Annotated in this window: 24 protein-coding genes; 11 read left to right on the plus strand and 13 right to left on the minus strand. The window is 52.3% G+C overall.

Annotation, left to right across the window (positions count from 1 at the left end; all coding sequences use genetic code 11):
- The 3 genes from FHW74_RS18440 to FHW74_RS18450 all read left to right on the plus strand — a co-directional run.
- A partial coding sequence (locus FHW74_RS18440) for a hypothetical protein (protein WP_183171817.1) occupies window positions 1-207 on the plus strand: 207 nt, incomplete at its 5' end.
- Between the two features lie 111 nt (window positions 208-318).
- On the plus strand, window positions 319-738 hold the full coding sequence (locus FHW74_RS18445; protein WP_183171818.1) for a translesion error-prone DNA polymerase V autoproteolytic subunit: 420 nt from the start codon (window positions 319-321) through the stop codon (window positions 736-738).
- A 1-nt stretch (window position 739) separates the two neighbouring features.
- On the plus strand, window positions 740-2,008 hold the full coding sequence (locus FHW74_RS18450) for a Y-family DNA polymerase (RefSeq protein ID WP_183171819.1): 1,269 nt from the start codon (window positions 740-742) through the stop codon (window positions 2,006-2,008).
- Window positions 2,009-2,054: 46 nt separating this feature from the next.
- Here the strand turns inward: FHW74_RS18450 and FHW74_RS18455 are convergent, their stop codons facing one another.
- From FHW74_RS18455 to ompC, 3 genes are all read right to left on the minus strand, one after another.
- Window positions 2,055-2,345, minus strand: coding sequence for a hypothetical protein (locus FHW74_RS18455; protein WP_183171820.1), 291 nt, complete (start codon window positions 2,343-2,345; stop codon window positions 2,055-2,057).
- 243 nt (window positions 2,346-2,588) lie between these two features.
- Entirely contained in the window at window positions 2,589-2,924 is a 336-nt protein-coding gene (locus FHW74_RS18460; protein ID WP_183171821.1) for a hypothetical protein, read from the minus strand.
- A gap of 403 nt (window positions 2,925-3,327) precedes the next feature.
- A complete protein-coding gene (gene ompC / locus FHW74_RS18465; RefSeq protein ID WP_183171822.1) occupies window positions 3,328-4,467 on the minus strand; it encodes a porin OmpC in 1,140 nt (379 codons plus the stop codon).
- A 634-nt stretch (window positions 4,468-5,101) separates the two neighbouring features.
- On the opposite strand from ompC, the gene drpB reads away from it, so the two are divergent.
- From drpB to FHW74_RS18485, 4 genes are all read left to right on the plus strand, one after another.
- The gene (drpB, locus tag FHW74_RS18470) at window positions 5,102-5,341 is read left to right on the plus strand and encodes a cell division protein DrpB (protein WP_183171823.1); all 240 of its coding nucleotides are present in this window, start codon (window positions 5,102-5,104) and stop codon (window positions 5,339-5,341) included.
- Between the two features lie 54 nt (window positions 5,342-5,395).
- Entirely contained in the window at window positions 5,396-6,082 is a 687-nt protein-coding gene (locus tag FHW74_RS18475) for a phosphohydrolase (RefSeq protein ID WP_183171824.1), read from the plus strand.
- An 80-nt stretch (window positions 6,083-6,162) separates the two neighbouring features.
- Window positions 6,163-7,545 carry a DNA cytosine methyltransferase gene (locus FHW74_RS18480; RefSeq protein WP_183171964.1) on the plus strand — a complete coding sequence of 461 codons (1,383 nt, stop codon included), beginning with the start codon at window positions 6,163-6,165 and terminating at the stop codon, window positions 7,543-7,545.
- Window positions 7,546-7,548: 3 nt separating this feature from the next.
- Window positions 7,549-8,016, plus strand: a complete 468-nt coding sequence (locus FHW74_RS18485; protein WP_183171825.1) for a very short patch repair endonuclease — start codon at window positions 7,549-7,551, stop codon at window positions 8,014-8,016.
- Between the two features lie 2 nt (window positions 8,017-8,018).
- On the opposite strand, the gene yedA is transcribed toward FHW74_RS18485, so the two are convergent.
- Window positions 8,019-8,930: a drug/metabolite exporter YedA gene (gene yedA, locus FHW74_RS18490; protein ID WP_183171826.1), complete on the minus strand. Its 912-nt coding sequence runs from the start codon at window positions 8,928-8,930 to the stop codon at window positions 8,019-8,021.
- A 321-nt stretch (window positions 8,931-9,251) separates the two neighbouring features.
- Between yedA and FHW74_RS18495 the strand changes: the two genes are divergently transcribed.
- From FHW74_RS18495 to dgcQ, 3 genes are all read left to right on the plus strand, one after another.
- On the plus strand, window positions 9,252-10,166 hold the full coding sequence (locus tag FHW74_RS18495; protein ID WP_183171827.1) for a DUF808 family protein: 915 nt from the start codon (window positions 9,252-9,254) through the stop codon (window positions 10,164-10,166).
- 90 nt (window positions 10,167-10,256) lie between these two features.
- Window positions 10,257-10,439: a YodC family protein gene (locus FHW74_RS18500; protein ID WP_183171828.1), complete on the plus strand. Its 183-nt coding sequence runs from the start codon at window positions 10,257-10,259 to the stop codon at window positions 10,437-10,439.
- A 178-nt stretch (window positions 10,440-10,617) separates the two neighbouring features.
- Entirely contained in the window at window positions 10,618-12,282 is a 1,665-nt protein-coding gene (dgcQ, locus tag FHW74_RS18505) for a cellulose biosynthesis regulator diguanylate cyclase DgcQ (protein ID WP_183171829.1), read from the plus strand.
- Here the strand turns inward: dgcQ and FHW74_RS18510 are convergent.
- On the minus strand, window positions 12,271-13,092 hold the full coding sequence (locus tag FHW74_RS18510; protein ID WP_183171830.1) for a mannosyl-3-phosphoglycerate phosphatase-related protein: 822 nt from the start codon (window positions 13,090-13,092) through the stop codon (window positions 12,271-12,273). The genes dgcQ and FHW74_RS18510 overlap by 12 nt on opposite strands.
- A gap of 306 nt (window positions 13,093-13,398) precedes the next feature.
- Complete coding sequence (gene yodD, locus FHW74_RS18515; protein WP_183171831.1) at window positions 13,399-13,632, minus strand: YodD family peroxide/acid resistance protein; 234 nt, start codon at window positions 13,630-13,632, stop codon at window positions 13,399-13,401.
- Window positions 13,633-13,763: 131 nt separating this feature from the next.
- On the opposite strand from yodD, the gene dsrB reads away from it, so the two are divergent.
- A complete protein-coding gene (gene dsrB / locus FHW74_RS18520) occupies window positions 13,764-13,952 on the plus strand; it encodes a protein DsrB (RefSeq protein ID WP_183171832.1) in 189 nt (62 codons plus the stop codon).
- A gap of 56 nt (window positions 13,953-14,008) precedes the next feature.
- Here dsrB and rcsA read toward each other — a convergent pair whose 3' ends face one another.
- The 7 genes from rcsA to fliM all read right to left on the minus strand — a co-directional run bounded on the left by rcsA (window position 14,009) and on the right by fliM (window position 18,554).
- A complete protein-coding gene (rcsA, locus tag FHW74_RS18525) occupies window positions 14,009-14,632 on the minus strand; it encodes a transcriptional regulator RcsA (RefSeq protein WP_183171833.1) in 624 nt (207 codons plus the stop codon).
- Between the two features lie 311 nt (window positions 14,633-14,943).
- Complete coding sequence (gene fliR, locus FHW74_RS18530) at window positions 14,944-15,738, minus strand: flagellar biosynthetic protein FliR (RefSeq protein ID WP_144129160.1); 795 nt, start codon at window positions 15,736-15,738, stop codon at window positions 14,944-14,946.
- 4 nt (window positions 15,739-15,742) lie between these two features.
- On the minus strand, window positions 15,743-16,012 hold the full coding sequence (fliQ, locus tag FHW74_RS18535; protein WP_002434937.1) for a flagellar biosynthesis protein FliQ: 270 nt from the start codon (window positions 16,010-16,012) through the stop codon (window positions 15,743-15,745).
- A 12-nt stretch (window positions 16,013-16,024) separates the two neighbouring features.
- A complete protein-coding gene (gene fliP, locus FHW74_RS18540; RefSeq protein ID WP_183171834.1) occupies window positions 16,025-16,762 on the minus strand; it encodes a flagellar type III secretion system pore protein FliP in 738 nt (245 codons plus the stop codon).
- Complete coding sequence (gene fliO / locus FHW74_RS18545) at window positions 16,759-17,145, minus strand: flagellar biosynthetic protein FliO (RefSeq protein ID WP_183171835.1); 387 nt, start codon at window positions 17,143-17,145, stop codon at window positions 16,759-16,761. Before fliO ends, fliP begins: the two co-directional genes overlap by 4 nt.
- Window positions 17,146-17,553: a flagellar motor switch protein FliN gene (gene fliN, locus FHW74_RS18550; protein ID WP_183171836.1), complete on the minus strand. Its 408-nt coding sequence runs from the start codon at window positions 17,551-17,553 to the stop codon at window positions 17,146-17,148. It lies immediately after the preceding gene.
- Window positions 17,550-18,554: a flagellar motor switch protein FliM gene (gene fliM, locus FHW74_RS18555; RefSeq protein WP_183171837.1), complete on the minus strand. Its 1,005-nt coding sequence runs from the start codon at window positions 18,552-18,554 to the stop codon at window positions 17,550-17,552. Before fliM ends, fliN begins: the two co-directional genes overlap by 4 nt.
- Window positions 18,555-18,558 lie beyond the last annotated feature (4 nt).

Raw genomic sequence — 18,558 nt, forward strand, 5'->3', positions numbered from 1 at the left:
GTCGATCCGCTCTATGTATTCGAGGCTGGTGGCGAAGACCCTGACGAGCCAATCCTCAATTTGTCGCACATCGCGATAATTTCTGACCTGGTGGCAGCCGTTCAGGGGCTACATGAGCAAAATGTGACGCAACTGGATGAAATTACGTCACTCAGACAGGAACTAGACGAAATGAAGGAAAAAGTGGATCAACTCATCGCTAATTAATTCAGCCCGTTACGCCTGCCGCTGAAATTGATAGTTAAACCCGATATTGATCGGCTTAATGATTGAAACTACTGTATATAAAAACAGTATAATTATCAGGAGCCGATTTTTATGGAATTTTACACACCAGCAGAGTTGCGCGCGATTGTCGCGCTGCCCCTTTTCGGAGACCTCGTCCAGTGCGGGTTTCCGTCTCCCGCCGCAGATTATGTCGAACAACGCATCGATCTGAATGAACTGATGATTCAGCATCCCAGCGCGACGTATTTTGTTAAGGCGGCAGGGGATTCGATGATTGAAGCAGGTATCAGCGACGGCGATCTGCTGGTGGTGGACAGTTCCAGAACGGCGGAGCATGGCGATATCGTGATTGCGGCGGTCGGCGGTGAATTCACCGTTAAGCGCTTGCAGTTGCGCCCGACCGTTCAGCTTAATCCCATGAACAGCTCCTATTCGCCCATTTTCGTGGGCAGCGAGGACACCCTGGACGTTTTCGGGGTCGTGACGTACATCGTTAAATCCACAAACTGATATGTTTGCCCTGGTCGATGTGAACAGCTTTTACGCTTCGTGCGAAACGGTTTTCAGACCAGATCTAAAGGGGCGGCCCGTCGTTGTTCTTTCGAATAATGACGGGTGCGTTATTGCCCGTAGTGCCGAGGCGAAACAAATCGGTATCACTATGGGGGAGCCGTTCTTTAAACAGCGGGATTTGTTCCGGCGCTATAACGTGGCCACGTTCTCCAGCAACTATGAACTGTACGCGGATATGTCAAACCGGGTGATGACAACGCTCGAAATCATGAGTCCCCGCGTCGAAATATACTCAATCGATGAGGCCTTTTGCGATCTCACAGGCGTGCGAAACTGCCGGAACCTGGAAGAATTCGGAAAGGAAATCCGCGCAACGGTTTTGCAGAATACCCACCTAACCGTGGGCGTCGGTATCGCCCAGACCAAGACCCTGGCGAAACTCGCGAATCACGCGGCGAAGAAATGGCAACGGCAGACCGGCGGCGTCGTGGATTTGTCGAACGTCGATCGCCAGCGGCGTCTGATGTCTCTCGTTCCTGTTGAAGACGTCTGGGGCGTGGGGCGGCGCATCAGCAAGAAACTGGGTGCAATGGGCATCACCAACGCCTGTCAGCTGGCCGACACGTCAACCTGGGTTATCAGGAAGCATTTTAACGTCGTGCTCGAGCGAACCGTGCGGGAGCTGCGCGGCGAGCCGTGCCTGGAGCTGGAAGAATTCGCGCCGGCAAAACAGGAAATCGTCTGCTCGCGTTCGTTTGGTGAGCGCGTAACGGAATACGAGCAGATGCATCAGGCCATCTGCAACCACGCTGCACGTGCAGCGGAGAAGCTGCGAGGCGAGCACCAGTACTGCCGCTATATTTCCGCTTTTGTTAAAACCTCTCCTTTCGCCATCAACGAGCCGTATTACGGCAACAGCGTGTCTGTAAAACTTCTCACGCCCACTCAGGACACCCGCGACATCATCAACGCGGCGGTGCGCTGCCTCGACAACATCTGGCGCGACGGCCACAGGTACCAGAAAGCAGGTGTTATGCTCGGTGACTTCTTCAGCCAGGGCGTTGCACAACTGAATCTGTTTGACGACGCGGCGCCGCGGCGAAACAGCGAACAACTGATGGAAGTGTTGGATCAGCTCAACGCGAAAGACGGAAGGGGAACACTGTTCTTTGCGGGTCAGGGTATTCAGCAGCAGTGGCAAATGAAACGGGACATGCTGTCACCGCGTTACACAACTCGGTTTGCTGATTTGCTCAGGGTGAGATAGTGCAAAACTTAATGCCCACATAAGTGTGGGCATAGATCATAGTGCATTAACGCGAATACACTTTACCATCAATGTAGCAAGGGCGTTCGCTAAGGTACATAAGCGGCACTTTCCCACGAACATCATAAATTCGTGGTAAGCCATGTGCGTTAACTGCAATGTGGTCGTAAACTTTGCCGGTAGCCTTATCTTTTATCCCACCGCCAGTGAGATCGGAAATATAAATTTTGAACACTTCGCAATCACATGTGTCATCGTAAAATGACTGCGCCAAACATGTCTGCGATACCGTCATCCCACCTTGTGCGGGGAAAAAATCGAGTGAGACAATATCCATTTTTGAATTCCTGCTATTCACATTTACATGTGAACCAACACTACCGGATGAAAATCGTAGGGCAAGGTGCATCATCTATAACTGGAATACGCATCGCAAATGACAGGTTTTTTTCCATCATATTGCCATCTTTTTACCATCACCAAATCGCAGTCATAAAAAAACCAACCGCAATGGGTTGGTTTTGTTAGGGAATTTTGGTCGCACTAGAGGATTTGAACCTCCGCCCCCTGACACCCCATGTTAGGCATAATGATTTGGCATAAATCTACAAAGATCGTCATAGAGGCCAATGATTAAATCCGTAGCGCGTTCCATTTCTATTTCGTCCATCTTATTAACAGTTGCTGCAACACTGCCTTCATCACCCTGAGCCGGTACCTTAGTCATTAAATGCACGAATTCATCATAACGTTCCAATAATTCTTTTGGGATGTCATTATCACGATTAAGAGGTGTGATATTGAATACATAAGCTCTGATTAATCTTGTTTTAAGATCACCTTCAGAAGCCAAGGAATGCACTGCACCATGAAATTTTTCCCATGCATATTTACATTTCATAAAATTGTCGACCATTTAATTGCACCTTATTAATTTTAACCAAAATTAGCTGAGAAAACCTTGTGCTATGGGACGTTAACTTGTTGAAATATCTATGCTGGAATACTATAAGATTTTCTCAGAATTAGTATTAAGTGTATAAATTTTTTGGGGATTTGACCGGTCTCGAAAACCGGAGTAGGGGCAACTCTACCGGGGGTTCAAATCCCCCTCTCTCCGCCACTATTCAAGCAGTTACCTCATTTTCTCGCAACGACCCCGGTCACATTTGCTGACCAGCGAATTTTTTCCAATACATAAATCTTACCAATCAAACCCGTGTCTTTGAGCCTCAAAGCATAAAAAAACCTGAGCCGGTTACCCTGACTCAGGTTTGATGTTCAGTTGTGCGCCCCGTTTATAAGGGACGCACACGACATTAGAACTGATAAATCATGCCGATGCCAACAACGTCATCGGTAGAAATACCGTTGGCGTTGTAGAAGCTATCGTCTTCATCCAGCAGGTTGATTTTGTAATCAACATAGGTGGAGAAGTTTTTGTTGAAGTAGTAGTTCGCGCCAACAGAAACGTATTTGACCAGATCCTGATCGTTGTTGTCGTCGCTTTCGCCGCCATTTTTCGCCAGGTCTTTACCTTTAGACTGCAGGTAAGACACTTCCGGACGCAGACCGAAGTCGAACTGATACTGCGCAGTCACTTCAAAGTTCTGAGTTTTGTTCGCGATATAACCGTTTTTGTTGCCATACGGGGTCATGTTGCGGGTTTCAGAGTACATCGCCGCCAGGTAAACATCGTTCGCGTCGTATTTCAGACCGAAAGTCCAGACATCAGCGTTTTCGCCGCCAGCGGTGCTGTTAAACTGCTGTTCGTTGGTACGGTCAGAAGAGGCGTATGCTGCGCCTGCATTGAAGCCCATGCCAAAGTCATACGTCGTGGAGATACCCCAACCGTCGCCGTTGTCTTTGCGCATGTTGTCGCCGTTGCGGTTGCCGGTACCTTCCTGATCAAAGACGCCGTCAGAACCTTCGTTCGCGCCCTGGTATTGCAGCGCGAAGTTCCAGCCTTCAACCAGGCCGAAGAAATCGGTGTTGCGGTAGGTTGCAACGCCATTGGTACGGCCAACCATAAAGTTGTCGGTATAGGTGTAGGAGTCACCGCCAAATACCGGCAGCATATCGGTCCACGCTTCAACGTCGTAGATCACGCCATAGTTACGGCCATAATCAAATGAACCGTAATCACCAAATTTCAAACCCGCGAAACCCAGACGGGTAGAAGATTGATCACCGCTGCTTTCGGTATCGTTGGCCTGAATGTTGTATTCCCACTGGCCGTAACCGGTCAGGTCATTGGTGATTTGCGTTTCGCCTTTGAAGCCTAAACGCACGTAGGTTTGATCGCCATCGCTGCCAGCGTCGTCAGAGAACTGATGACGCGCGTCAACTTTGCCGTAAATATCCAGTTTATTGCCGTTTTTGTTATAAATTTCCGCTGCATTAGCCGCGCCAGCAGCTAAAAGCGCAGGAATAACAAATGCCAGTACTTTCCTATTCATTGGTGCTTCCTTATAACGTTCATTGAAAGACGCGTTTATATATCCGCGTAAATAGTAATGGGCAAGGTGGCGTTTTAATTCAGTAATATATGTAAGTATATTTATAGGGATATTTCAAAATAATAACTGTAGGTGTGATTATTTGTGATGGTTATGATTTTTCATTGATGAATGCAAATTATTTATGATTTTATCTATTTGATTTTTATGAAAATTAAAATTAAATCGAGAAACTGCGAGTAATTTTTCTTGATAATCAATAAAAGATTTTATTTCCCTCTTGCCCGGGTGAAAATCTTAATTGATTGCAATGGTGGTTTTATTTTCTGCAATTATAAAGATATTTTATCTTTTTTAGGATCTTCATATTTCGATGGCGAATAAAAAGGCGGGAAAATATTTTTATTTTGGCTATATTGTGTCCAATAAAATCTGTGTTTCATTTAGTTACTTTTAAGTCTCTTTATGGACATTAAAAAGGCCCGTTTTCTGATGAACTTCCTGTGAAGTGATGAAACAAAAAATTGATCGATTGCAAATTGAGGCCAAAACGAATTTTACATAAGACTAATTTGTGATAATAATCACATTTATTGGTGTAATACTTACACGTTGCTGATAATCAGGTAGTGGGATGGAAGGGAAAGTTCAAAGAAGCTGGGGTGGTAAGCTGGCGCTATGGGCATTTTATGCATTTTGCTGTTATTTCATCTGGATGATGGCGCGCTTTTTGTGGGTAGTGAGTGATATCCAGACGCCGCCGGGTGCCGATTCCGGCCAGTGGATTAGCGCATTGCTTGGTGCCGTTGTGTTAGGTTCGGTAGGCGTGTTACTGGGTGCCATCGCCTGGTATACCCGGCCCCGTGAAGATTAAATTACCCTGTCATTAATGCTAGCATCGCGGGACACGCTTTCAGGAGAGACCGCGATGTTACTGAATGAATGGCAAACCTGCTTCGAAAACTATTTACAACAACATTTTAACGATCAAGACGGCGCGCATGATATCGCCCATTTTCGTCGCGTATGGTCAACCGCACAGCGCATCATGGACGATCGCGCGAAGCCGCTGACCGTTCTCGCAGCCTGCTATTTTCACGACATCGTGAATCTGCCAAAGAACCATCCTGAACGCCATCTCGCTTCCCGTTATGCCGCGCAAAAAGCGCTAACCCTACTCGCCAGCCATTTTCCGGCTTTCCCCGAGGCGCTCTATCCGGACGTTTACCATGCCATTGAGGCGCATAGCTTTAGCGCGGGTATCACGCCGCAAAGCATCGAGGCTAAAATCGTTCAGGATGCGGACCGGCTGGAGGCGCTCGGCGCCATTGGTCTGGCGCGAGTGTTTTATGTCTCCGGCCAACTGGGGCGACCGCTGTTTGATGCAGAAGATCCCTTTGCGCAGCAGCGCGAGCCGGATGATAAACGCTGGGCGCTGGATCATTTTCAAACCAAGCTGCTTAAACTGCCTGCCACCATGCAGACTGAAAAAGGGCGCGAGCTGGCCCGCCACAATGCCAATTATCTGGTGAAGTTTATGGCCAAACTCGGTGCCGAGCTGCGCGGCGATCATCATCAGTATGACGAGAACGTGATGCGTCAATTTGCGTTGTAACCCGGCGGCGTCGGGTTTTGTGATACTCTTAAGGCAATTCGTTCTGAATGGCTTATGTAATGCTGGAAAATCAATCTGCTATGGCGCAGTGCGCGCCATCCGGGCACGGCGCGCCTGACTCGTCTGTCGCCATTTTGCGTAAACTGAGCGAGATCTACGACACCAAAACGGTATTGCAGGTGTTGAACGACGCAGGCATACAGAAATGGAACCGCACGCACCTGAAGCGCGAGCTGGAGGGGGACGCGGCCTTGCGGCTTCATGCTGGCGAAGTGTCCCGCCTGGCGGCGCTGTTGCCGTCGCCACCTGCGCATCACCCGCACTATGCGTTCCGCTTTGTCGACCTGTTCGCCGGGATCGGCGGCATCCGCCGGGGTTTTGAATCCATCGGCGGGCAGTGCGTTTTTACCAGCGAGTGGAATAAACACGCGGTACGCACTTACAAAGCCAACTGGTATTGCGATCCCCATCAGCACACCTTTAATGAAGATATCCGCGACGTTACGCTAAGCCACCAGGCGGATATTACTGACGACGCGGCGTTTGCCCACATTGATAAAACCATGCCGGATCACGATGTGCTGCTGGCGGGCTTTCCCTGCCAGCCCTTTTCCCTGGCGGGCGTCTCCAAGAAAAACGCCTTAGGCCGCGCCCACGGCTTTGCCTGCGATACTCAGGGCACGCTGTTTTTCGATGTGGCGCGCATCATCGCGGCGAAAAAGCCGGCGATTTTCGTGCTGGAGAACGTCAAGAATCTGAAAAGCCATGATAAAGGCAACACCTTCCGTATCATCATGCAAACCCTGGACGAATTGGGTTACGAGGTCGCAAACGCCGGGGACGTCGGCCCGGACGATCCCAAAATCATCGACGGCAAAAACTTTTTACCCCAGCACCGCGAGCGTATCGTTCTGGTGGGCTTCCGGCGCGATCTCAATCTCCACCAGGGTTTTACGCTGCGTGATGTAAACAAATTTTTTCCTGACAGACGTCCTGCGCTCGGAGAATTACTGGATACCGCCGTGGATGCGCGTTACATCCTTAGCCCGATATTGTGGAAATACCTTTATCGCTATGCCAAAAAGCACCAGGCAAAGGGTAACGGTTTTGGATTCGGCATGGTTGACCCGCGCGATCCGTCAAGCGTGGCGCGTACCTTGTCTGCCCGTTATTACAAAGACGGCGCGGAAATCCTGGTGGATCGCGGTTGGGATAAAGCGCTCGGCGAAGCCGACTTTGATCATCCCACCAACCAGTTGCAACGCCCGCGCCGCCTGACGCCGCGTGAATGCGCGCGGTTAATGGGGTTTGAAGCGCCGAAGCAAAGCGAATTCCGCATTCCGGTGTCGGATACTCAGGCCTACCGGCAGTTTGGCAACTCGGTGGTGGTGCCGGTCTTCGCGGCAGTCGCTAAACTACTTGAATCACGCATTCTTCAGGCGGCGGCGAAGCGTAAGGAGTAAGGCATGGCGGATGTCCACAGCAAGGCGATACGCAGCAAAAATATGCGGGCGATTGCAACACGCGACACCGCTATTGAAAAACGCCTTGCGCCGCTACTGACTGACATGGGCTTTGACTGGCGGGCGCAAGATGCCGCCCTTGCCGGCAAACCTGACTTCGTGATTGAAGCGTATCGCTGCGTTATCTTCACTCACGGCTGTTTTTGGCATCATCACGACTGCTATCTGTTTAAAGTGCCCGCCACGCGTACCGACTTCTGGATGACCAAAATCAACAGCAACGCGGAGCGGGATAAGCGCGACGTCGCGCGACTGCGGGCAGAAGGCTGGCGGGTATTGATTATCTGGGAATGCGCGCTGCGTGGCCGAAGCAAACTGTCCGACGAGGCGCTGTGTGAGCGGGTGGAAGAGTGGGTATGCGGCGCAGGCGACAGTGCCGAAATCGATCTTCAGGGCATCCATGCCCTGTAGCGTTATTTTTCTACGGGGCAGGGCTCAACCACCGGCTTTCCCGGCGACAGGTATTTCCCCAGTGTCACCAGCACAACCGCGAAAATAATAATCCCCAGCGCCAGCCACTCGGTTAACGACAGGTTTTCCCCTCCGAACTGGGTGCCCAGCAGCACCGCGACCACCGGGTTGACGTAGGCGTAACTGGTGGCTACGGCGGGAGTCACATTGCGGATCAAATACATATAGGCATTGATGGCGATTAATGAGCCAAAGATAGCCAGGTAACCCACAGCGAGGAAGCCGGAAAGGTCGGGCATCGCGGTGAGTTTTTCACCGGTTACCAGCGAAGCCACCATCAGCACTATCCCGGCAGCCAGCATTTCAATTGCGCCCGCCATCATGCCGGTCGGCAGTTCAATCCGCGAGCCATATACCGACCCGAAGGCCCAGCTCAGAGAGCCAATCAGGATCAGCAGCGCGCCCCACGGGTTGCCGTTAAGGTTGCCGCTGCTGTTCAGCAGCACAATACCGGCGAGGCCAATGGCGATCCCCAGCCATTCAATTTTGCGGGTTTGAATACCGAAAAAGCGACTAAAAATCAGGGTAAACAGCGGAACGGTAGCGACCATCACCGCGGCAATGCCGGACGGCACGTTTTGATGCTCAGCAACGGTCACGAACCCGTTGCCGACTGCCAGCAGCAGGACGCCGATCAGCGCGGCATTAAGCAGGGGACGCATGGCCGGCAGCTTCTGGCCGGTCGCCAGCAGCACCGCCAGCAGCAGCGAACCCGCCGCCAAAAAACGCACGCCGGCCATCATAAACGGTGGCCAGCTTTTTACTCCCACGGCGATAGCAAAATAGGTTGAACCCCAGATGATATACAACGCAAAGAGCGACCCTATCAGGGGCAACAGTTTTCCGAAGCGCATACTCCCTCACGACTTGATTAACAAAACACAAATGCGGCGCAGCCATAACGACGCCAAAAATTGAGAAAAACGAGACGCTTCAATCAGGCAAAGAAGAAGCATAACGGGCTAATAGTGAACGACAAAACGACGTCAGGCGCGAGTACTTTAATGTTCTTGAACGGTTAAAAAAATGTTGACACAACGGTTCCCTAAAGAGAAAGCGCTGAATTTATCGCGCGGGCCAGCGCCAATATTCCGATTACCATGCAGTTTATTACCGTTCACATCGCTTTTGTTCCATACTTTGGGGCATTAAAACCATACAGAAGGAAGTTAACTTTGGCCGGGAGTAGTTTATTAACGCTGTTAGATGATATCGCCACGCTGCTGGATGATGTGTCGATGATGGGCAAACTGGCGGCGAAAAAAACCACCGGGGTATTGGGCGATGATTTATCCCTGAACGCCCAGCAAGTTTCCGGCGTACGCGCCAATCGCGAACTGCCTGTGGTCTGGAAAGTGGCGAAAGGCTCTTTTATCAACAAACTGATTCTGGTGCCGTTGGCCCTGATTATCAGCGCCTTTGCGCCCTGGGCCATCACCCCGCTGCTGATGATCGGCGGCGCGTTTCTCTGCTACGAAGGGGTAGAGAAGGTGGTCCACTCGTGGCAGGCGCGTAAGCACAAAGAGACCCCTGAAGAGCGCCAGGCGCGGCTGGATGCCATCGCCGGGCAGGACCCGCTGGTGTATGAGCGCGATAAAGTAAAAGGGGCGATTCGTACCGACTTTATCCTCTCCGCCGAGATCGTGGCGATCACCCTGGGTATTGTGGCGGAGTCGCCGCTGTTAAACCAGGTGCTGGTGTTATCCGGCATTGCCATTGTGGTCACTGTCGGGGTGTACGGCATCGTCGGGATTATCGTTAAGCTTGACGATTTGGGTTTCTGGCTGGAGAAAAAGTCTTCCGCGCTCGCCAGGGCGGTGGGTAAAGGGTTGCTGGTTACCGCCCCCTGGCTGATGAAAGCGCTGTCGATTTTAGGCACCCTGGCGATGTTCCTGGTGGGCGGCGGTATTGTGGTGCACGGCATTGGCCCGGTTCATCACGCCATTGAACACTGGGCGGAGCAGGGCGGCGGAGTAGGTCAGGCGTTGTTGCCGTTAGTAATGAATCTGGTGCTGGGCTTTATTATCGGCGCCGTGGTGCTGACGGTAGTGAATATGATTTCCCGGCTGCGCGGTAAACCCGCTCATTAGGATTTTTCCTCAAAGTTGCTGCAAGCACCAGGCAAAAATCACCATAATTGTCTATGTTTTAAACGTTTCGTACTGATTAAGGAGGCAGGTATGGTCTTTGTGGTCAGCGATGAAGTTAAACGCAAAAATGGTGGCCCACGCATGGTAGTGACCGGATATTCAAGCGGCATGGTGGAATGCCGCTGGTATGACGGGTTCGGCGTGCAGCGTGAAGCTTTTCGTGAAGACGAGTTAACCGTGGGGAAACCCGCTTCACGTGAAGAAAACCATTGACCGCACGTTAGCAATGCTCGCGCGTTGAGAGTGGGGAGGGAAGCCGGAAGGTTTCCCTCTTTGTTTTGTGCTCGGTTTACCCCCTGGCGCTCATTTAGGGTGAGATTCTGACAGCACATCTGCAACGTTATGCCAGACTTCTTGTTAAATTTCGGGCAGTTTTCAGGGAGCGTTGTCTGTGTCGAAAAAAAAACAACAACACGCATGGCGAATCAGGCACCCGATAAAAATCGTTAATTTTTGCTTTCTGGTGGTGTTTCTCTGCTCCACCTTACTGACCTGGCGAGAAATCGTGGTGCTGCAAAATGGCTGGACCGCCAGCCAGAAAAATCGTATCCAAAGCGTTGCCGCGGCGCTGGACCGCCATCTTCAGTACAGCGTGGATAAGCTGCAGTTTTATCGCGCCGCCATGCAGCATGCCCTCAGCTCGCCCATTTCAACCAACCGCACCGATGCGGCGCTGGCGCAATTTGATCAACAACGGCAGTCCGGGGCCTGGCAAATCCGGCTTGATACGCAGCGTGGGCTGCCGGTGAGCGGTATTTCTGACGATCGGGTCCGGCAAAACCCGCTGCTCGCGCGTGACGAACAGCGGCTGGAGAACGAACTGATTGCCGCGCTGGAGTTTGGCGCGATCCTGCAACTGGCCGATCCGCAGCAGGACCGGCAGCGCCGCACATTTTATACCTCGCGCGCCGGTTTTTATCTCTCCAGCACGCCCCATGCCGCGTCTGATGACATTGCATCCCGCTATCACCGGCTGGTAACGCGGCCCTATTTTCATCGCCATACCCAGCGCAATAACCCCGATCGCGGGGTACGCTGGACACATACCCGTGAAGCGAATCGCCAGGAGGACCAGGTCATTACCGCCAGCCTGCCGCTGGATTATCAGAATCAGTGGTATGGCGTGCTGGCGATGGATTTTTCGCTGGGTACCATGAATGATTTTTTAAACCAGGCGATGTTTCGCCGTGACAGCGGCGAAATATTGCTGCTGGATAATCAATTCCAGGTTATTGCCTCATCGGCGGAATCGGTCCCCACCGGGAGCCTGTTCAGCCAGAGCGAACGCGAACAGCTCACCCGAGAAATGGCGGAGCATAACGAGGGTGGGGCGCTTATCGATACTCGTTACGTCAGTTGGGCAAAACTCAACTTTTTCGATGGGGTGCTGATCCGGATCTATTCTCTGAAGCAAAGCCTGAGCGGTGAGTTTGGCAGCATCTTACTGGTGCTGGGGCTGCTGTGGGCGCTGTTCTCGCTCATGCTGCTTGGCTCGTGGTACGTGATCCGCAGGATGGTGCGCAATATGTTTTCCATGCAGGAAACCCTGCAATGGCGCGCCTGGTTCGACGCGCAAACCCACCTGTTTAACCGCGGCGCCTTTATTGAGCGGGCTAAGCAGATTGCCCAACGCTGCCAGCAACAGCAGTTGCCGCTGTGCGTTATCCAGCTCGATCTCGATCATTTCAAGCGGATTAACGATACCTGGGGCCATCAGACCGGTGACAAGGCGCTATCCCATGCGGCCAGTATTTTGCGCCAGTCGCTGCGCGGCGATGATATTGCCGGGCGGGTAGGAGGAGAGGAGTTTTGTATTGTACTACCGGGAGCTTTGCTGCCAGAGGCCGTCGCTATTGCTGAACGCATCCGCGAGCGGCTAAGCAGTAAAGAGATTCTGGTGCGCCAGAACACCACGATCCGCATCAGCGCCTCCTTTGGCGTGAGCTGCGCCGTACTGGAACGCGATTACGATTTTGAGCATTTGCAGTCTATCGCTGACCGGCGGCTGTATCAGGCCAAGCAGGCGGGACGCAATCGCGTTAGCTCATCGGACTGATGAGCCGAGGAAAAAAGCCAGGCCTTCACACCAGCCTTCCGGTCCGTATGCCTGGGTGCGGTACACTCGTTGCGGATTGTCGTTCTTCACCACCACCGGCTGTTTGCTGTAACCCTGCACAATCACGGCGTAATCGGCCACATCCAGCATCGTGACATCGTTCGGGCTATCGCCGACGGCGATAGTGGTGGGGCGGCGGCCTTTACGATGGCGGTACTGATCGATAAGCCAGGTCAGCGCGGAACCTTTACCGCCGCGCTGATCCAGCACGTGCCAGAAATGCCCGCCTTCCAGCATACACAGTCCCAGATTATTGAGTTCTTCACTAAATTGCGCTAAACGTTCATCGCTGTCACGCCAGATCAGGGTTTGCGACGCCTCCTGAAGCTTAGCCAGCGCGATCATTTTTGGCGTCAGGCCGGTCAGTTCGCCAATCATCGCGTCGTCAATATCATCGTAGGTGGTGAATTTATAGCCTTGGGTCTGACGTAACTCTTCCAGCACCTTGCGGATTGATTCATGGGAGTCGCCATTGATCACCCGCGGATAGTCAGGGTGATCCTCCCACTCTTCATTCAACTGGATCACCGCGCCGTTTTCCGCGATAAACGCTTCGCCCTGTAGCCCCAGCGCATTTTGGATGGCAATCGTCTCGGCGGCGGTTTTGCTGCTGCACAGGATCACCGGAATCTCTTGCTCACGCAGGGCATCCAGCATGGGGAGAGCACCGGTCCACTGCTGGGTGAGGCTGTCAATCAGGCAGCCATCCAGGTCGGAAACAACGATCGGTGAGTCAGTCAGTGAAGGCATAAAGGTTCCTTTTTGGTAGCAGCCCGCGATGTCGGGCGACCAATAGCCCAGGAATAATCCCAATCAGCGCCCGGTTATTGCGCACCAGGCGTCATATCGTTCCTTGTCAGGCCGCGACAGCACAGGGACGCAAGATATTTCTCAAATAAATTCCACATAAGTACACATTATTGGCGTGAATATATTCTTGTCATGCAAAAAAATTGCCTATATCGTTGGTGTCGCATCAGATTTCCTGGTGTAACGAATTTTAAATACTTCTTGCTCAGCAAGTTTATCCCGGCGCCCCCGCCGGGATATTTTTATCTAGCGGTTCAGTTCGCTAACCGAAAAGTCATGAATGTCCAGTTCAAACGCGTCGGCGAGCTCGGAATACGTGTGGTAGTCGTGTCCGTTGACACTCACCCGCGGTGGCTCATCGTCATCTTCCACCGGGCGGACTTTGCTCTCGCTGATCTCATTAATCGCGGCAAGCAGCGCATCAACGTCAATCTCCACTTCCCGATGTTGGGCATCGCTAAACTCTTTGACCGTCTTCATCGGCAATACCTCGCGCAGTAAGCCTGTTACTAAGTGTAGTCGATACAAAAAAGGGTTTATCGCCAGGGTAACCCCGTGCCAGAAAATGAGAATTGTTCTAAACTGCCACTATCAATACGGGAGGAGAAGTTATGAACATTAACGATCGGGTCACGGTGAAAACGGATGGGGGTCCGCGTCGACCAGGGGTAGTGCTGGCAGTAGAGCCGTTTAACGAAGGCACCATGTATCTGGTGTCGCTGGAAGATTATCCGATGGGGATCTGGTTCTTTAACGAGAAAGATCACCCCGACGGCATTTTCGTCGAAAAAGTCGAATAATTTCCCGGCAGAATGAGGTTAATCCATCTCCAGCGCTGCCAGAGATGGGTTACTGATTAACGCATATTGACGAATATTCCGCTGGTCACATTGTCCGCCAGGCGTACAACGTGGTAAATCACCTGTTTGTTATGGGTTTTAATTTTGCGCTTAATATTGCCCTTATGGGATGAAACCGTTTTGGCTTTAATATTCATCTGATCGGATATTTGGATCGTTCCCTGGCCTGACATCCACATTCGTAACATACTCGATTCTGTACGGCTTAATGAAAGCGTCGGTAATGCGATATTTCCTAAACACTGCGCGGCATTGGTCAGATAATTCCCTAATAATTCATCCAGTGATTCAGGTTTAATCGATTTAGAACTTATTAATAAATTTTTTCTAACCCGCAAATACTCGTCAAAATGAAGATTGGCGATGGCCATAAACACAATAAATAATGTTCCGGGATGTTGATTAATGATCTGCCTGATGCGTTGACTGCTTTCGGCATCATGAATAAAGCAATCCTCATTAATAAACACCACGTGCGGCTGCGTTAAGCGGCACTGTTGTTCAAGGCTTTCAACATCATTCACTTGGGTTATTTTTCTTTTCCGTACACCCCGGCTGGCTAAATAACCAATTAACCCCAGCCTGGTATAGCTGCATAAATCCATGATGATCGTTGACATGGTACACCCTCACTCATCGCGTTATCCGTTAAAACACAACGAATCCATTGCCCCGCCTGTTGATTCTGCTGTCGTAAAATATTCACATGTCTGAAATATTTTACCTGGTGACCAAATGCAGAAACCCATAAATATTCAGGCGCCATCACTATCCCGTAAAGCGCACCTTAATTTGCCAGGAAAGGTCTTAAAGTAAATCGAATGTAAAGTAATGTGAGAATGCTAAAAGCTTATATCCCGCGCCAGCGTTATGCTGGTGGATGTTATTTAACATCAGTTTTAGGAATTACCTCAGGATAGCAGCACAAAAATTAAGGAGAAGGCGTGGCGGGAATTTCACTCAAAATATCGCTTAATAAGGAAAAGATCTCACTGAATAAATGTTCGCAGAACGGCGCGATTAATGGCATCAGGGCGATAATCACCACCATGCCGACCGAGAGCGTCAGCGGGAAGCCGATAACAAACACCGAGAGCTGTGGCGACATGCGATTCAATAAACCGAGCGCGAGGTTTAATGTCAGTAATAACGTCACCATCGGCAGCGCCAGCATCAGGCCGTTCAGGAAAATCAGCCCGCCGGATTTGGCCAGCGCGTAAAAGGCGTTGGTGTTAAGCGGATTGCCGTTAATCGGCAAGGTATGGAAAGTATCCACCAGCATGGAGATGAGCCACAAATGGCCGTTGAGACTCAAAAACAGCAGCATCGCCAGCATATCGAGAAAACGCGCCAGCACCGGCATATTCAGTTTGCTGCCGGGATCGAAGAAGGTGGCGAACGATAGCCCCATTTGCAGGCCGATGATTTCACCGGCGGTACGCACTGCGGCGAAAGCAAACTGCATGGTAAAGCCGAGCGCAATGCCAATCAGGATTTGCTGTATCGCCAGCCAGAAGCCTTCAACGGAGAAAATAGTGACATCGCTGGCGGGGATGGTCGGGGCGACAATCCAGGTGATCATAAACGCCAGGCCAATTTTCACCCGTTTGCTTATCACCCGTTCGCCAAGGATTGGCGCGGTGGAGACCAGCGCCAGCACGCGCAGCAGCGGCCAGAAGTAGAGGCTAAGCCAGTGGAGCCATTGGTCGCTGGTGATTTGCAGCATCAGTTTAGCCGATGATATACGGCAGGTTGCTGAACAGGGTACGGACGTAATCCAGCAGCAGGTTGAGCATCCACGGGCCCGCCACCACGATTGCCACGAACACCGCCAGGATTTTCGGAATGAACGACAGGGTCATTTCGTTAATCTGGGTGGCGGCTTGCAGAATACTGATGATAAGACCAGTGACCAGCGCCACCAGCAGCAGCGGAGCAGCCAGCGCCAGCGCCACTTTCATGGCTTCGGTACCCATCATCATGACCGATTCCGGCGTCATCGGCGTTCTCCGTTAACTGTAAAAACTTTGCGCAAGGGAACCCACCAGCAGTTGCCAGCCGTCCACCAGCACAAACAGCATCAGCTTAAAGGGCAGGGCGATGGTCGCGGGCGGCACCATCATCATCCCCAGCGCCATCAGCACGCTGGCGATCACAAGGTCGATAATCAGGAACGGGATGAATACCGTAAAGCCAATCTGGAATGCGGTTTTCAGCTCGCTGGTGACGTAGGCGGGCAGCAGGATACGCATCGGCACCGCTTCCGGCCCTTCCAGCGAAGGGATATTCGCCAGACGCGCAAACAGCGCCAGATCCGCCTGACGGGTCTGACGCAACATGAATTCACGCAGCGGCTGCGCACCTTTTTCCAGCGCCACATCCATGGTGATCTTGTTTTCGCTAAACGGCTTATAGGCGTCGGTGTAAATCTTATCCAGCACCGGCGACATAATAAAAAACGTCAGAAACAGCGCCAGCCCGAGCAACACCTGGTTAGGCGGCGCGGACGGCGTACCCAATGCGTTGCGCAGCAAGCCGAACACGATAATGATGCGGGTAAAACTGGTCATCATTAGCAGGACGGCGGGCAAAAAGGTCAGCGAGGTGATAAACACCAGGGTCTGAACCGGCAGCGACCAGCTCTGGCCGCCGTTGGCCAGCGGCTGGCTGACAATACCGGGCAGTTGGGCCATGGCAGGCGTCGCCATCAGGCCAAGCATAACGAGCAATAAAGAGAGGCGACGCATCAACGTTTACCGTTACGTGAAAGCAAATTTTTCATCAGATTCTGAAACTCGCCAGCGGGTGGCGTTGGCGTAGCCGCCGTGTCTGCCGGGGCCGGAGGCAGGGTATGCAGATGGGTAATCTGTGCCGCCGTGACGCCCAACACCAGACGGGCGTCTTCCACTTCCACCACCACGATGCGCTCGCGGGTGCCGAGGCTGACGCTGCTGCGCAGTTTTACCTCTTTGCTCAGCCCGCTTTTGGGGGTGAAGCCAAAGCGTTTCGCCAGCCAGCCCGCCAGTAAAATCAGCAAAATAATCACCGCCAGCGCGCCGCTGACCTGCATCAGCGACGAACCGGCCTGCGGCATGGCTTGCGGCGCGGCGACAGTGGTGGTCTGGGCAGTCATTTAGCGGCTCAGACGACGCATACGTTCGGACGGGGTGATGATATCGGTGATGCGCACGCCGTATTTATCGGCCACCACCACCACTTCACCCTGGGCGATCAAATAGCCGTTGATCAGAATATCCAGCGGCTCACCGGCAAGGCCTTCCAGCGCCACCACCGAACCCTGGGTCAGACGCAGCAGCTCTTTGATGGTCATACGGGTACGGCCCAGCTCCACGGTCAGCTTCACCGGGATATCCATAATTAAATCGATATCCTGCAATGTTCCGCTAACGTCGCCGCCTTCTAAGGCGCGGAATACGCTGTCGGCGCTGCTTTTGGTCGCGGTTTTTTGCTCACTCATCGCTTCAGCCCACAGATCGTCCACGGAGCCGTTATCGTCGGACGGATTGTTAATGTCACTCATTTGGGCTGTTCCTCATTCAGCGAATGTAAAATCGGGTTGATCAGGTGTTCAACGCGCAGTGCGTACTGGCCGTTTACCGTTCCGTACTGGCTGGTCAGTACCGGTACGCCATCCACATGGGCGATAATGCGATCCGGTTTTTCGATGGGCAGCACATCGCCCGGTTTTAATTTGAGAATATTCGACAGGCGCATCGAGATATCCGCGAAGTTCGCCACCAGCTCCAGCTCCGAGTGCTGCACCTGGCGCACCAGGTTCTCACGCCAGTTCTGGTCTTCATGGCGGGAGTTTTCCAGCGGCGGGTTAACCAGCAGCTCGCGCAGCGGCTCGATCATGCTGAACGGCAGGCAGATATTAAATTCGCCGGTCAGGTTGCCGATTTCCACATGGAACGGGGTATTCACCACGATATCGTTCGGCGAGGTGGTGATGTTGGTGAATTTCACCTGCATCTCGGAGCGGACATACTCCACTTCCAGCGGGTTAATCGCTTTCCACGCGTCGCTGTAGGATTCCAGCGCCAGCTTCAACATGCGCATAATCACGCGCTGTTCGGTATGGGTAAACTCGCGGCCTTCCACTTTGGTGGGGAAGCGTCCGTCGCCGCCGAACAGGTTATCCACGGCGATAAACACCAGGCTTGGCGAAAACACAAACAGCCCGGTGCCGCGCAGCGGTTTCAGGTGGATCAGGTTCAGGTTAGTCGGCACCGGCAGGTTGCGGGCAAACTCGTGATAGGGCTGAATGCGGATCGCGCCCACGGTGATATCCGGGCTACGGCGCAGCAGGTTAAACAGCCCCATACGGAACTGACGGGCGAAACGCTCGTTGATGATCTCCAGCGCCTGGAGGCGCTCGCGCACCACCCGGCGTTGGGTATTAGGATCGTAAGGGCGAATATCGCTGTCGCTAACGCCAGCCTTTTTTTGTTCAACGTTGTCGTCGCTATCGCCATTCAACAACGCGTCGATTTCGGCCTGTGAAAGAATACTGTCGCCCATGGGT

The organism is Atlantibacter sp. RC6 (assembly GCF_014193285.1).
Classification (GTDB): Bacteria; Pseudomonadota; Gammaproteobacteria; order Enterobacterales; family Enterobacteriaceae; genus Atlantibacter.

Bases quoted from the DNA above. Each gene is read 5' to 3' on its own strand.
- FHW74_RS18445 (WP_183171818.1), top strand. From the start codon at position 319: ATGGAATTTTACACACCAGCAGAGTTGCGCGCGATTGTCGCGCTGCCC.
- FHW74_RS18450 (WP_183171819.1), top strand. From the start codon at position 740: ATGTTTGCCCTGGTCGATGTGAACAGCTTTTACGCTTCGTGCGAAACG.
- FHW74_RS18455 (WP_183171820.1), bottom strand. From the start codon at position 2,345: ATGGATATTGTCTCACTCGATTTTTTCCCCGCACAAGGTGGGATGACG.
- FHW74_RS18460 (WP_183171821.1), bottom strand. From the start codon at position 2,924: ATGGTCGACAATTTTATGAAATGTAAATATGCATGGGAAAAATTTCAT.
- ompC (WP_183171822.1), bottom strand. From the start codon at position 4,467: ATGAATAGGAAAGTACTGGCATTTGTTATTCCTGCGCTTTTAGCTGCT.
- drpB (WP_183171823.1), top strand. From the start codon at position 5,102: ATGGAAGGGAAAGTTCAAAGAAGCTGGGGTGGTAAGCTGGCGCTATGG.
- FHW74_RS18475 (WP_183171824.1), top strand. From the start codon at position 5,396: ATGTTACTGAATGAATGGCAAACCTGCTTCGAAAACTATTTACAACAA.
- FHW74_RS18480 (WP_183171964.1), top strand. From the start codon at position 6,163: ATGGCGCAGTGCGCGCCATCCGGGCACGGCGCGCCTGACTCGTCTGTC.
- FHW74_RS18485 (WP_183171825.1), top strand. From the start codon at position 7,549: ATGGCGGATGTCCACAGCAAGGCGATACGCAGCAAAAATATGCGGGCG.
- yedA (WP_183171826.1), bottom strand. From the start codon at position 8,930: ATGCGCTTCGGAAAACTGTTGCCCCTGATAGGGTCGCTCTTTGCGTTG.
- FHW74_RS18500 (WP_183171828.1), top strand. From the start codon at position 10,257: ATGGTCTTTGTGGTCAGCGATGAAGTTAAACGCAAAAATGGTGGCCCA.
- FHW74_RS18510 (WP_183171830.1), bottom strand. From the start codon at position 13,092: ATGCCTTCACTGACTGACTCACCGATCGTTGTTTCCGACCTGGATGGC.
- yodD (WP_183171831.1), bottom strand. From the start codon at position 13,632: ATGAAGACGGTCAAAGAGTTTAGCGATGCCCAACATCGGGAAGTGGAG.
- dsrB (WP_183171832.1), top strand. From the start codon at position 13,764: ATGAACATTAACGATCGGGTCACGGTGAAAACGGATGGGGGTCCGCGT.
- rcsA (WP_183171833.1), bottom strand. From the start codon at position 14,632: ATGTCAACGATCATCATGGATTTATGCAGCTATACCAGGCTGGGGTTA.
- fliR (WP_144129160.1), bottom strand. From the start codon at position 15,738: ATGCTGCAAATCACCAGCGACCAATGGCTCCACTGGCTTAGCCTCTAC.
- fliQ (WP_002434937.1), bottom strand. From the start codon at position 16,012: ATGACGCCGGAATCGGTCATGATGATGGGTACCGAAGCCATGAAAGTG.
- fliO (WP_183171835.1), bottom strand. From the start codon at position 17,145: ATGACTGCCCAGACCACCACTGTCGCCGCGCCGCAAGCCATGCCGCAG.
- fliN (WP_183171836.1), bottom strand. From the start codon at position 17,553: ATGAGTGACATTAACAATCCGTCCGACGATAACGGCTCCGTGGACGAT.
- fliM (WP_183171837.1), bottom strand. From the start codon at position 18,554: ATGGGCGACAGTATTCTTTCACAGGCCGAAATCGACGCGTTGTTGAAT.